Genomic DNA, 12,944 nt, shown 5'->3' with positions numbered 1-12,944 from the left:
TCATTAAAGAAAGGGCGTTCAGCATGAAAAAAATTAAGACATCACCGCTTCTTCCGAAAGAGTTTGTCGTCGAACAAATCAGCGCGAATGAAGCAAACATCATTGCTTATCCGTTTGAAACCGGATTTGCGGTTTCACTCGCTCATCCACTTCGCCGCTTTTTGTTAAGCAGTTCGGTTGGATACGCACCGATCGGTATTAAAATTGAGGGTGCTAAGCATGAATTTGACTCTGTGCGCGGTATGCTTGAAGACATTTCGGATTTTATCATTAACCTCAAAGGGGTTCGTTTCAAATTGAAAAACGGACTCAAAGAGAAAGAGATCACTTACAGTTTCGCAGGCCCTTGTGAAATTCATGGACGTGATTTGGATAATGACGATGTTGAAGTGGTAACGCCAAATTCATTTTTGGCAACGTTGAATGAAGATGCGACGTTAACTTTCACCGTAAAAATTCATCAGGGTATCGGTTATGCACCGAGTGAAGATGTACGGGACGTATTAAGTGATGGTTACATCGCTCTTGATGCTTATTTTACGCCGGTTCGCCGTGCTACGTATGCTATCGAAAACGTCCTTGTTGAAGATAACCCTAATTTTGAAAAAGTGGTTATTAACATTCTTACTGACGGACAAATTTCACCGGTCGATGCGTTTAAAAACGCTTTGGAAGTTATGTACGCTCAAATGGCTGTTTTCAACAGCGAAGTGAGTATCAAAGCTCCAGCAGCAACTGAACGCGGCGACGAGCATCCAGAACTCAAACGTTTGGGTGCTCGCATCGAAGACCTTGGTCTAAGTGCGCGTAGTTTCAATTGTTTGGATCGTTCAAACATCAAATACATTGGTGAAATCGTTATGATGAGCCAAAATGATTTGAAAGAAGTTAAAAACCTTGGAAAAAAATCGTTTGAAGAGATTTTAGAAAAAATCACTGAATACGGTTATTCTGTTGGACAAGATATCGCGGATGATCTCATCAGCGCAATCAAAAAGAAAATCGAAGCTGAATAAGCTTTAATACAATATAGGAAGTATCTCATGAGACATCGTCACGGATACCGCAAGCTAGGTCGAACGAGCGCACATCGTGAAGCTTTGTTGACTAACCTTAGCATTGCGTTGATTGAACACGGTAAAATTGAAACAACGTTGATTAAAGCAAAAGAACTTCGTTCATTTGCCGAAAAATTGATTACAACTGCACGTGTCGGTGATGCGAATGCACACCGTTCAGTGTTTGCTGTATTACAAAATAAAGAAGCAACTAAGCAACTTATCAACGAAGTTGCCCCTAAATACAACGAGCGTAACGGCGGGTATACCCGTATCGTTAAAACTCGTATCCGCCGCGGTGATGCTACACCGATGGCATACATTGAACTCGTTTAACGAGTTCAATAACCCATCACCCCCTTAAATCGAGCTTCGCTCTAAAACTATCCTTTTCGCATTAGTGCATGTTTAGCCCATTTTTTATATTATTACACGATATTTGAGCTTTAAAAGGTACAATAACTATGATTCCATTTAGCGATGAAGAACTGATGCAACCGGTTCGAAACGTCATTGATAAAATTCGCCCAAGTTTAGCATTAGATGGTGGTGATATTGTATTCCTAACCGTTAAGAATGGAACGATTTATGTACAACTACAAGGTGCATGTATTGGATGTTCAAGCAGCGGAAATACATTGAAATACGGCGTTGAACGCCAGTTACGTATGGATATTCATCCGGAGTTGACTGTTATAAACGTGCCTCACGGCATGGAACATCAAATCGATGCATTATAATTCAAGAAAATTGAGCCGATATTAGGTAAACACATAGGAGGGACAACTATGAAAACAATTAATTTATCAAAAACCCTCAATCAAGCAAATGAACATTTTTTGGCGGGTCAATACAATGAAGCATTGCGTGATTATTCATTGGCGCTAAAGGATCATCCGGATTCGAAAGAGGCTTATAACGGCGCCATTTTGTCAGATATGGCAATGAGCGGTGAAAGCGCCGGAGAGGCGTTATTTGATTACTACACAATCTTACGCAATGAAGATGTAGAGCAAGCAGATGTTGTTATCTCTGAAATTTTGGAGACTATGGACGGAACCCTTGACCAGCTATCAGGTTTATTTGATGAAACCATTAAACAGCGTTTGGCTTATGAAGACGGTATTATGTATACTGAATTTAAAGAGTTGGTCAAAGATGAAAATGATTTTAACCGAATCTTTGAAAATATAATGTTTTCAACTCGTGTTATTATTACTGAAAAAGAGGATTTCGTTGACTTTCTGGATAATTTGATTGATCATGGCTACAATGAGATGGCTCTGAGTTATTTGGAAAGTGCACTGGGTGTTTATCCGAATGATCGACAGCTTCGTAATTTGTTACGCCGTTTAGCCAAAGGAAAAAGCATTGAAAATTGAGATTGAAGCTCAGCCGTACCGTTATATCAGTGAAAATTCCAGTGAGTGCAGTGCTGAGTGTGCTTTTTTATTGACGAAACAAAATGAGAAATACATAGAGGATGCCCATGCGCACGGAGCTCATTCGATTGTGACTCCGGATGAGTGCTGGAAACTTTTTGGACTTGATCGCATTTGTGTTATCGGTATCACCGGTACAAACGGTAAAACGACTACGGCGAGTGCTATATATTCCATTTTACTTGATTTGGGGCATAAAACGGCGATGCAGGGGACGCGCGGATTTTTTATGAATGATGCACCGGTAGAGGGGAAAACACTGACGACACCTACCGTACTCAATACATATCGTCATATGGCTCAAGCGATAGCGCAGGGATGTGAGTATTTCATCATGGAAGTGAGTTCGCATGCGATTGAGCAGGAACGGATTGCCGGGATTACGTTCGGATTAAAAATTTTGACCAATATTACTCAAGATCATCTTGATTATCATGAGAGTATTGAAGAGTATACGCGAATTAAAAATCTCTTTTTCCAAGATGAGATAAAAAAACTGGTTAATAGAGATGAACCTAAAGCTCAGTTCAATTTTAAAAATGCTTATACGTATGGAGTTGAAAATCCTGCTACTTACAAGATTATTGCGTATTCGCTCAATAACGGGGTAAGCGGTGTGTTGAAACATTTCGAAGATCATGTCCCGTTTGTCACGTCACTTCACGGTTTTTTTAATCTCTACAATATCACTGCGGCAATGGCTGCTGTTCATTTAGTTACGAATGAAAGTTTGGAAAAAATTGCGGATGCGGTTGAAAATTTTGGCGGTGTTAGCGGTCGTATGGAAGTAGTGAGCGAGTCACCTCTCGTTATCGTCGATTTTGCCCATACCCCCGATGGAATGGAACAGGTACTTAATGCCCTCAAAGAAAAAGAGGTGCTTGTCGTTTTCGGTGCTGGTGGTGATCGTGATCGATCTAAACGCCCGTTGATGGGACGAGTTGCCAGTACCTATGCTAAAAAACTTTATGTTACCAGCGATAACCCACGGTTTGAAGACCCTGATCTTATCATCGAAGATATTTTGGCAGGGATTGAAGATAAAAGCAATGTATTTGTAGATGTCAATCGCCGTAATGCAATTGCTCAGGCACTTCAAGAACGAAGTGGTGATGAAGTGGTATTGATTTTGGGTAAAGGGGATGAGACATCACAGATTATTTACGATCAGCATCTTCCCTTTGATGATCGCGTTGTGGCAAAAGAGTTGTTAAAAGAGCTTTAAACCGATAAGTTGTTTACTAGAGCTTAATATGCACTAGTAGGATTTGGCTATAATACCGTTATTAATTTGCGGTGTCCATAGCACACTGATTTCAAGGAAGTAGTAGATGGGTATCCCTCAACCAGCGTTTTATATTTTCAAATGTGAGCAAAGTTCCCCCCCGGGCATGCCAAAACCGAGTTGTGTGAATCCGCAGACTCAGGATTTGTTCCAACATTTGGCTCAAGTATTAATGCAAAAAGGTCTTATTGCAACCGTACAACCGATCCGCACTTCATGTATGAATCGTTGTAATGTCGGACCGATTATGTTGGTCGAACCGGGTCATGTTATGTACGCGGGACTTACTAAAGAAAAAATCAATGAAATTATTGATCGTCATATTATCGGCGGCGAAGTGGTGGAAGAATATGTTATCCCTTCTGATTTATGGGATGCACCGATCAGCCCTGCTGACATGATGAAGCAGATGGGGCGCTGATCAATGTTGATCGAAATGCTTTACAGTAAAATTCACCGTGCTACGGTCACCGACGCTAATCTCAATTACGTCGGTTCCATCACCATTGATGAAGAACTTCTTGAAGCCTCTAAAATGCGTGTGGGCCAAAAAGTGGAGATTCTCAACATCAATAACGGTGAGCGGTTCTCTACCTATATTATTCTCGGTGAGCGTGGTCAGCGTGATATTTGTCTTAACGGAGCTGCAGCACGTAAAGTGCATAAAGGTGATAAAATCATTATTGTTGCGTATGCCACCTATAATGATGCCGAACTTGAACATTATAAACCGACCGTTGTTTTGGTTGATGATGAAAACAGTATTACTGAAATAATCGAGAAGATATAAGCTCTGTCGTGGTACTATTTCACTAAAAAATAGTGGGATATTCATGGAACAGTTTGAAGCGTTTTTGGGGTCACACCTTCCAACTGTAGAGAGCTTTCACCCCCATTATGAATTATCGTTACATCAAATGCTTACCGGTGGTGGAAAACGGTTCCGTCCGGCACTTCTTCTCGGAGTTGTTCGAGCGTATAATCCTCTTTTAACTCAAAGCGCCTATCATGTTGCATTAGCGGTTGAATTACTTCACACTTACTCTTTAATTCACGATGATCTACCTGCAATGGATAATGCCGATTTGCGTCGAGGTATCCCAACTCTTCACAAAACATACGACGAAGTGAGTGCCATTTTAGCCGGTGATGCATTGAACACTTATGCGTTTGAAGTCCTTTCTAACGCACCGTTATCGGATCGTGTGATTGTTAAATTGGTTCGTTCACTTGCACACAACGGCGGGGTAAACGGTATGGTTTTGGGTCAGGCGATTGATTGTCATTTTGAAAATCAGCGTTTAGAGCTAGAACAAGTAAAAATACTTCATATTCATAAAACAGGAAAATTGATTGCTGCATCGCTTCAGATGGGGGCCATTATCGTCGGGCGCGATGATATTGCAAACGAGCTTTATGATTTCGGGATTGATTTGGGATTATTGTTCCAAATTCAAGACGATATTCTTGATGTTACGCACGATGAGGCAAAAGCGGGTAAAACAACCCATAATGATGAAGCTAAAAATAGTTTCGTAACTCTGCTTGGATTTGATACGGCAATGAGTGAAGCTGATCTTTTGGCCGATAAAATAACCAAAGGGATGGAGAGTTTTGATGAGAACTTGCAACGCGAATTGTCACCAACACTTACCCATTACATTAACCGACATAAGGACTAAACAATGAGCAATACAATGCGCCAAAAAATGGCAGACACAATCCGCTTTTTAGCGGCAGATATGGTTCAACAGGCAAACTCAGGTCATCCAGGCGCACCGATGGGATTGGCAGATATTGCAGTAGTTCTTTCTGAGTATCTCAATCACAATCCAAAAAATCCTAAGTGGCTTAATCGTGACCGTTTAGTGTTCTCAGGCGGACACGGAACAGGTCTGATCTATTCGCTCTATTATCTATGGGGATACGGATTGGAAATAGATGATCTTAAAAACTTTCGTCAACTCGATTCCAAAACACCGGGGCATCCTGAGTACGGTCATACGGCAGGGATTGAGATCACGACAGGACCCTTGGGGCAAGGGATTGCCAATGCGGTCGGTTTTGCAATGGCTTCATCATACGTCGGAAACAAGGTGAACTCTGAGACGGCAGAATTGATCGATCATAAGGTTTACTGCCTGTGCGGTGACGGGGATCTCGAAGAGGGAATCAGTTATGAAGCCTGCTCGATCGCTGGACATATGGGACTGGATAATCTGGTGCTGATTTACGATTCAAACTGCATCACTATCGAGGGTTCAACGCAACTGAGTCTCAGCGAGAATATGCGCGAACGCTTCGAATCTCAAAACTGGGCGGTGTTGGAAATCGATGGCCATAATTTTGAAGAGATTGATAGTGCACTGACTCAGGCTAAAACCATCAAGCGTCCTGTACTCATCATTGCGAATACCGTAATCGCCAAAGGGGGCGGTAAAATGGAAGGAACGCACCATGCTCACGGAGCACCGTTGGGACATGATGTCATTAAAGAGTCAAAAACTGCGGCGGGGTTTGATCCTGAAGCAACTTTTGCAGTTGATGCGGATGTATTGGAACGTTTCCGATGCGCAATTGAGAAAGGGGACTTGGCAGAGCGTGAATGGAATCACCGTCTTAAAGAACTTCCTCTTTCTGAGCAAAACGAAGCGTTTGAGCAACTTCTCAATCCAGATTTTAGCCGCATTATATGGCCGATATTCGAGAAGGCAGATGCGACTCGTAACACCAACGGAATTATTTTGAACGCAATTGCCAAAGCGATTCCAGGATTTTTGGGCGGCTCTGCCGACCTAGGTCCGTCGAATAAAACGGAACTTGTCAATATGGGCGATTTCCCTAAAGGGAAGAATATCCATTTTGGTATTCGTGAGCATGCAATGGCATCCATTACTAATGCGATGGCATTATATGGACCGATTATGCCATTTAGTGCGACGTTCTTTGTCTTCAGCGATTACCTCAAACCATCTGCACGTATTGCAGCGTTGAGCGGTATCCAACACTTCTTTATTTGGACGCATGACAGTATCGGTGTCGGAGAAGACGGACCTACCCATCAACCGATCGAGCATTTAAGCCAATTCAGAGCATTGCCGAATTTCTATGTTTACCGTCCGGCGGATGGAGCGGAAAATGTCAAATGTTGGCAAAAAGCTCTTGCGATGAAACATTCTCCTTCAGCCTTTGTATGTTCTCGTCAAAATCTTCCGTTGCTGCCTGCTGCAGTTCGCGGTGATGTTGAAAATGGCGGTTACTTACTGATAGAGCACTCTGATGCGACCGTAACGATTATGGCTTCCGGTTCGGAGGTCGGCTTGGCAATTGAAAGTGCTGAGCTTCTCTTATCGCGCGGCATTACGGCCAATATTGTGAGTGTTCCGTGTTTTGATTTGTTGTTGGAACAGCCTCAAAGTTATATCGATTCGATTATCAAACCGGGAACCAAGCGTCTTGCAATTGAAGCAGCTCGAGGATTGGAATGGTATCGATTTGCCGATACGGTTGTTGCTATGGATGGATTTGGTGCCAGTGCTCCGGCGGATAAATTGTTTGAAAAATTTGGATTCACTGCGGAAGCAATCGCATCTAAAATTTAATGCAAGATTCTGCTGAATATTTAGAGAAAAAGCGCTTTTTTGATTCGCTGATTACCCTTTACGGTCGTAATGTTGCGGTTGAAGTATTGCGGGATGATGAAGTGCAGATTCATAAGCTTCACCTCTCTAAAAGCAACCGAACCGATGATACGATCGAAGAAATCATGGCCTTGGCAGAGATGCGCGGTGTGGAGATCAAATATCATACCAAAGAATCTTTGTCACGCATTTCGAAAAATAGTGCTCAGGATCAGGGTGTTGCGATCGATGTAGTATCACGTAATTACCGCAGTGCTTCCAATATTGAAACCGATTTGCCGAGTGCCTTTCGTCTTTTAGCCCTTGATGGGATCAATAACCCCCAAAATTTGGGGATGATTGTCCGATCCGCCGCTGCGAGTAAAATCGACGGAATTATTTTGCCGCGTCGCAACAGCACTAAACTTTCACCCTTGGTGATGAAAGCGTCTGCGGGAACCCTGTTTAAAATCCCCATCTATTATTGTGAAGATTTGTCTGATATATTAGGATTAAGAGATACGGCGATCATCACTCTTTCTTCGCACGCAAAAGAAGATATTCATACGCTGAAGATTCCGTCTCGCGCTATTTTTGTACTGGGGAATGAATCTGAGGGGGTAAGCGATGCCGTGATGCGCGCTTCGACTCACAGTGTATCCATAGAAATGCATCGAGGAGTGGAATCGCTCAATGTCGCCGTGACGGCAGGGATTGTTAGTTTTCTACCATAAGGTTATACGGTCGTCGGATATCTTCGACCACTTCACCGACGCTCATGTGTCGGCTTTTTCGTAAAAACTCTCTCCCCTGAAAAAAGATAAGTACCGTCGGAATGGTAAAAACGGTAAAATGGGATGCGATTTCAGGAGTTTCAGAGATATCAATGCTCTCAATAACAAAGGTTGGGAATTCGTCCATAATAGCTTCGGTGAGTTTGGGCTTGAGTGCATGACATACATTGCAGGTCGGCGCGCTAAAATAGAGCATTACTGCATCGTTAGAATGTAATGTTTGATTGATCGTTTCTAGAGTTTGCATAAAGGAATTATAGTGAAGTTTTTCCGTGCCTATGTTGAAGTAACGAATGTATGTGGCTTGTCATGTACATTTTGTCCACCAAAAAATCAACCGACTGTGTCGATGGAACTATCCTTTTTTGCAACGGTTTTAGAGGAACTTCGTCCTTACACTGATGAGATCGCACTGCATGTAATGGGTGATCCGATGGTATTGTCAAATTTGAGAGATTATTTAGACATTGCTCAAAAATTAAATTTTAAAGTGATGATAACCACTAGTGGATTTTATTTGGACCCATTACGGCGTGAAGCACTTTTTCACCCCTCAATCCGACAGGTGAATATTTCATTGAACAGTTTTAATAAAAATAGTGTTTCCAGAGCCTTCGAATCTTATATGGAACCGATTTTAGCGTTGTGTGATGAAAAACTCTCAACACAAAGCGATTTTTTTATCAATTTACGACTTTGGAATTTGGATGAACAAGGGAGTGAAAAAGAGTTTAATAAAAAACTTTTTGCTCTTTTGGAAGGCCACTTCGCCCTTGAGGGAGGAACGATTATGTCTCATATCAGCGGTGACCGTCAATCAATCCGACTTGCTTCCAAAATATTGCTCCATTTTGATCACTATTTTGAGTGGCCAAGTTTAAATAACACGATGCTCAATAGTGAGGGGTATTGTCACGGTTTGAGCAAACAAATTGCTATTTTAGCAGACGGTCGAGTCGTACCGTGTTGTTTGGATGGAGAAGGGATTATTGATCTCGGTAACCTTCATGCGACAAATTTGGGTAAAATTCTGACATCGAAACGCTCTCTTGCAATAAAAGAGGGTTTTGCCAATGGGCAATGCAGCGAGGAGCTGTGTCAAAAATGCAGTTACAAAGAGCGATTTAGGAAAGGACACCCCAATGATTAAATGTTACGTCCGCAATGAAAACGCAATCGCGTTTATCGATACGATGTCAGAGCTTGATGGAGAGGTGATCGATAAAGTCATCTGGATCGATATGCTGATGCCGACGTATGATGAGATTATTTTTATCGAGAATACGTTCAATATTAAATTTCCGACCAAACAAGAGACGGAAGAGATTGAAATCAGTTCGCGTTATTGGGAAGAGAACGATCGTATTGAAATAAACAGCTACTTTTTGGTGACTTCCGCGCCCCATTCGCACAATGAAACCGTATCGTTTATCCTCTATCGGGATCTTTTAATTTCGATCCGTTATACAACGCTCTATACGTTTGATGAATTTAATCGGAAGTTTTTTGCGACTCCGAAACAGTTTGAGACAGGGTATGATATTTTTTGCCAGATTTTGGATATTCGGATCGATGCCGATGCCGATATCATTGAAAAACTATCAAAAGACATTACCCGTGTCCGCAAACATGTCTTGACCGATTATACGAATGAAGACGAAGAGATATTGGAACGTATTTCGTCGTTAGAAGATTTGAATATGCAAATACGGGAGAATCTCAACGATAAACAGCGTATTCTGAGTGCATTTTTAAAGTCAAGTAAATATAAGCACTCTCTCAAACATGATGTTACCGTTATGCTTAAAGATATTAAGTCGTTGATTGACTATACCGATTTTAATTTTGAGCGGCTTGATTATCTTCAAAATATCTTCGTCGGTGTTTTGAGTATTGAACAAAATAAAGTAATCAAGATGTTTACAATCGTAAATGTCGTATTTCTCCCTCCCACCTTGATTGCAAGTATTTATGGAATGAACTTTGATCTATTGCCTGAGTTGCATTGGGAATACGGGTATCTGCTCTCTATCGCAATGATGATTACTTCATCGATTTTGCCGGTTTATATTTTCAAACGAAAAGGGTGGATTTAACCATCCCTCCATTAATCGGATAAAATGTGGTACTATTTTATTAAAAGCTATTCATAGCTAAATTATAAAGGATTGAATTTTGGACAGGCGGATACGCTACTTTATCGAAGATTATTGGGATATTTTTATCGGCTTTGCATCAATTGCACTTGCTTTTATGTTTAATGCACAGCACGAAGGTTCACTTTCAACACTCTTTGCCGCAATCGGGATTGCAGCACTTTCTTTAACGGTTGCCGAAGTGGCCGATATCCTCTCTGAGCGTCTTCATGAACCTTATGGCAGTTTTGTCCTAACTTTCAGTGCGGTTGCTGTTGAGATTATTCTCCTATACGTTATCTTATTGGAGGTACGTCACTCTCCTGATGTGTTAGAGACGGTCAAAGGGGGAATCATTTCTGCAGTCATCGTTGACTTGAATGTACTTTTAGGTCTTGCGGTTTTTTTGGGGGGACTAGCATTTACCCAGCAACAGCATAATAAAGAAACATCGAGTGCTTATACCACCGTTTTGTTTGTTGCCTCCAGTGCCCTTTTGGTTCCGGGACTTCTTAGTCATACCGAACACGGAACTGAATCACTAACTCATGTAAGTCATTTAATCGCAGGGGTACTGCTCCTTTTTTATATCATCATTTTTATTTTCCAGACCCGTACGCATACTCACTTTTTCAAAGCGACGGCTCGAAGCCGCTTTTTTCGTCTAAAACGAAAACTTCAAGAAGAGGAAGACGCAGAAATTGATGAAAGTGATTCAAGTGATTATGTTTTTGAGCATCTGAGTACCCCGATTAACTTCATTGCCATATTTGGCTTTATTGCCGTTATTGCCTTCGGTGCGGAACTTTTTGCTGGAAATGGGGTTGTTCTTGCACGGGAATATGGGATATCAGCCGGTCTTGCCGGATTGGTTATCGCGATTATCAGTGTGAGTCCAGAGATATTTACGGCAGTGCGTGCGGCGCGGAACGATCAGATTCAGCGCGTTGTTAACATCGCTATGGGGGCCTCAACAGTTTCGATTATACTTACCGTACCGATTTTGATGATGTTGGCATACTTCTCCGGAATAAATCTCACACTTGATTTTAATCCGCTTCAAATCGGGGCATTACTACTAACTATTTTATTAGTTTGGAAAACGACCGATGAGGGTGAGACGAACTATTTTGAAGGGGCATCACATATGATGTTCTTTCTCAGCTACGCTATTATCGCCGCCTATTACTGATGATTATCCTTTTTTCACCGAGTGAAGGAAAACGGGAGGGGGGAGTTCTCCCTCCGCTCAATCAAGAAAGCCTTATGTTCCCGGATCTTTATTCAAAACGGCTCGAAGTGATTGAGCAGTATGAAAATCTTACGAAAAGCGGAAGTGACGAACAGCTCTATGCGCTATTCGGAATCAAAGATCCCAAAGAACATCAACGTTATAGAAGCTCATTCGCATCCGTTCCGACTATGAAAGCGATCGAGCGTTATGACGGAGTAGCGTATGATTATTTGAATTATTCAGCACTCTCTACAGATGCACAGCGCTATATCGATAGTATGACAATACTCTTTTCTAATCTTTTTGGTCCAATCCGTGCGGATGATGCACTGCCCGACTATAAACTCAAACAAGGCTCTTCGATTGGAGCTTTTATACCCGAGAAACATTATAAAGAGCATTTTAGCTCTGCATTGGATGAAATGATCGGTGATCAGGAGATACTTGATCTACGCGCAGGGTTTTACGATAAGTTCTATTCACCGAGTAAACCGAGTGTCACTCTCAAATTTCTCAAAGAGGGAAAAGTCATAAGCCATTGGGCGAAGGCATATCGGGGAATCGTACTGCGTGAAGCGGCAAAGCATCAAATATCGACGATAAACGGGTTATTGGCAATGAATATCGAGGGTTTAGTTGTACGCGAAATCATAGAGACGAAAAAGAAAAAAGAGGTCGTTTATTCGATTGTTTGATTTTCTTTCAAATAGGCTTGACTTTTTAGAAAAGAGTGTATATAATTTCGGCTCCATTTCACCAATGCCGGCATAGCTCAGTTGGCTAGAGCAATTGATTTGTAATCAATAGGCCCGGGGTTCAAATCCTCGTGCCGGCACCATTGAATGAAATCGGAAACGCATTACATTTATCAGTGTTAGACCAGATTATGGCCGTGGTGAGATACTCAAGTGGCCAACGAGGGCAGACTGTAAATCTGCTGATTTTTATCTTCGAAGGTTCGAATCCTTCTCTCACCACCATCTGCGGGAATAGCTCAGTTGGCTAGAGCGTCAGCCTTCCAAGCTGAATGTCGCGAGTTCGAGTCTCGTTTCCCGCTCCACTGGGAGCTGAAGTACAATTCGCAATATTTACTTCATCATTACCTTAAAACGTAAAATAGTTTTTAAGCTTCCAAAATACATTTTATCATTATTTTATGCTCACGTGGCTCAGGGGTAGAGCACTTCCTTGGTAAGGAAGAGGTCGGCGGTTCAAATCCGCTCGTGAGCTCCAGTAATAATATTGTAATTTTTTTGAAAGCTTGAAAGCTATTTCAGCTGTTTTTTGGTATAATTCCAAATTAATTTACACATTCAGTCGGAGGACACTATGGCAAAAGAGAAATTTGAACGTACAAAACCACATTGTAACATCGG

15 protein-coding genes and 4 tRNA genes are annotated in these 12,944 nt (G+C 41.8%); 18 read left to right on the top strand and 1 reads right to left on the bottom strand.

Annotation, left to right across the window (positions count from 1 at the left end; all coding sequences use genetic code 11):
* The first annotated feature begins 23 nt into the window (after positions 1–23).
* The 10 genes from PHI47_RS06825 (at position 24) to PHI47_RS06780 (ending at position 8,139) form a co-directional block, all read left to right on the top strand.
* Positions 24–1,016, top strand: a complete 993-nt coding sequence (locus PHI47_RS06825) for a DNA-directed RNA polymerase subunit alpha (RefSeq protein ID WP_299935392.1) — start codon at positions 24–26, stop codon at positions 1,014–1,016.
* A 27-nt stretch (positions 1,017–1,043) separates the two neighbouring features.
* On the top strand, positions 1,044–1,394 hold the full coding sequence (rplQ, locus tag PHI47_RS06820) for a 50S ribosomal protein L17 (protein ID WP_299935391.1): 351 nt from the start codon (positions 1,044–1,046) through the stop codon (positions 1,392–1,394).
* Positions 1,395–1,522: 128 nt separating this feature from the next.
* Entirely contained in the window at positions 1,523–1,798 is a 276-nt protein-coding gene (locus tag PHI47_RS06815; protein ID WP_299935390.1) for a NifU family protein, read from the top strand.
* Between the two features lie 48 nt (positions 1,799–1,846).
* Positions 1,847–2,440, top strand: a complete 594-nt coding sequence (locus tag PHI47_RS06810) for a hypothetical protein (RefSeq protein WP_299935388.1) — start codon at positions 1,847–1,849, stop codon at positions 2,438–2,440.
* A complete protein-coding gene (locus tag PHI47_RS06805; RefSeq protein WP_299935387.1) occupies positions 2,430–3,725 on the top strand; it encodes a UDP-N-acetylmuramoyl-L-alanyl-D-glutamate--2,6-diaminopimelate ligase in 1,296 nt (431 codons plus the stop codon). The genes PHI47_RS06810 and PHI47_RS06805 overlap by 11 nt, the downstream gene beginning before the upstream one ends.
* 106 nt (positions 3,726–3,831) lie before the next feature.
* Entirely contained in the window at positions 3,832–4,206 is a 375-nt protein-coding gene (locus PHI47_RS06800; RefSeq protein ID WP_299935386.1) for a (2Fe-2S) ferredoxin domain-containing protein, read from the top strand.
* A gap of 3 nt (positions 4,207–4,209) precedes the next feature.
* Entirely contained in the window at positions 4,210–4,575 is a 366-nt protein-coding gene (gene panD, locus PHI47_RS06795) for an aspartate 1-decarboxylase (protein WP_299935385.1), read from the top strand.
* Between the two features lie 43 nt (positions 4,576–4,618).
* Positions 4,619–5,467 carry a polyprenyl synthetase family protein gene (locus PHI47_RS06790; RefSeq protein ID WP_299935383.1) on the top strand — a complete coding sequence of 283 codons (849 nt, stop codon included), beginning with the start codon at positions 4,619–4,621 and terminating at the stop codon, positions 5,465–5,467.
* A 3-nt stretch (positions 5,468–5,470) separates the two neighbouring features.
* Positions 5,471–7,387, top strand: coding sequence for a transketolase (gene tkt / locus PHI47_RS06785; protein ID WP_299935381.1), 1,917 nt, complete (start codon positions 5,471–5,473; stop codon positions 7,385–7,387).
* Positions 7,387–8,139 (top strand): RNA methyltransferase, encoded by a 753-nt coding sequence (locus PHI47_RS06780; RefSeq protein WP_299935379.1) that lies wholly within the window; start codon positions 7,387–7,389, stop codon positions 8,137–8,139. The genes tkt and PHI47_RS06780 overlap by 1 nt, the downstream gene beginning before the upstream one ends.
* Here PHI47_RS06780 and PHI47_RS06775 read toward each other — a convergent pair.
* A complete protein-coding gene (locus PHI47_RS06775; protein ID WP_299935377.1) occupies positions 8,123–8,446 on the bottom strand; it encodes a thioredoxin family protein in 324 nt (107 codons plus the stop codon). The genes PHI47_RS06780 and PHI47_RS06775 overlap by 17 nt on opposite strands.
* A gap of 12 nt (positions 8,447–8,458) precedes the next feature.
* Between PHI47_RS06775 and PHI47_RS06770 the strand changes: the two genes are divergently transcribed.
* The 8 genes from PHI47_RS06770 to PHI47_RS06735 all read left to right on the top strand — a co-directional run bounded on the left by PHI47_RS06770 (position 8,459) and on the right by PHI47_RS06735 (position 12,801).
* Positions 8,459–9,349 (top strand): radical SAM protein, encoded by an 891-nt coding sequence (locus PHI47_RS06770; protein ID WP_299935375.1) that lies wholly within the window; start codon positions 8,459–8,461, stop codon positions 9,347–9,349.
* A complete protein-coding gene (gene corA / locus PHI47_RS06765; protein ID WP_299935372.1) occupies positions 9,342–10,295 on the top strand; it encodes a magnesium/cobalt transporter CorA in 954 nt (317 codons plus the stop codon). Before PHI47_RS06770 ends, corA begins: the two co-directional genes overlap by 8 nt.
* Before the next feature lie 79 nt (positions 10,296–10,374).
* Positions 10,375–11,526, top strand: a complete 1,152-nt coding sequence (locus tag PHI47_RS06760; protein WP_299935369.1) for a sodium:proton exchanger — start codon at positions 10,375–10,377, stop codon at positions 11,524–11,526.
* On the top strand, positions 11,526–12,263 hold the full coding sequence (yaaA, locus tag PHI47_RS06755; protein WP_299935366.1) for a peroxide stress protein YaaA: 738 nt from the start codon (positions 11,526–11,528) through the stop codon (positions 12,261–12,263). The genes PHI47_RS06760 and yaaA overlap by 1 nt, the downstream gene beginning before the upstream one ends.
* A gap of 66 nt (positions 12,264–12,329) precedes the next feature.
* A tRNA-Thr gene (locus PHI47_RS06750) sits at positions 12,330–12,406 on the top strand.
* A 56-nt stretch (positions 12,407–12,462) separates the two neighbouring features.
* Positions 12,463–12,548 (top strand) — tRNA-Tyr (locus PHI47_RS06745).
* Positions 12,549–12,551: 3 nt separating this feature from the next.
* A tRNA-Gly gene (locus PHI47_RS06740) sits at positions 12,552–12,628 on the top strand.
* Between the two features lie 98 nt (positions 12,629–12,726).
* Positions 12,727–12,801 (top strand) — tRNA-Thr (locus PHI47_RS06735).
* The last annotated feature ends 143 nt before the right edge of the window (positions 12,802–12,944 follow it).

This window comes from Sulfuricurvum sp., assembly GCF_028713855.1.
Taxonomy (GTDB): Bacteria; Campylobacterota; Campylobacteria; order Campylobacterales; family Sulfurimonadaceae; genus Sulfuricurvum.
Note: the sequence above shows the minus strand (reverse complement) of the source record. Positions and strands in the feature narration are given on the sequence as shown.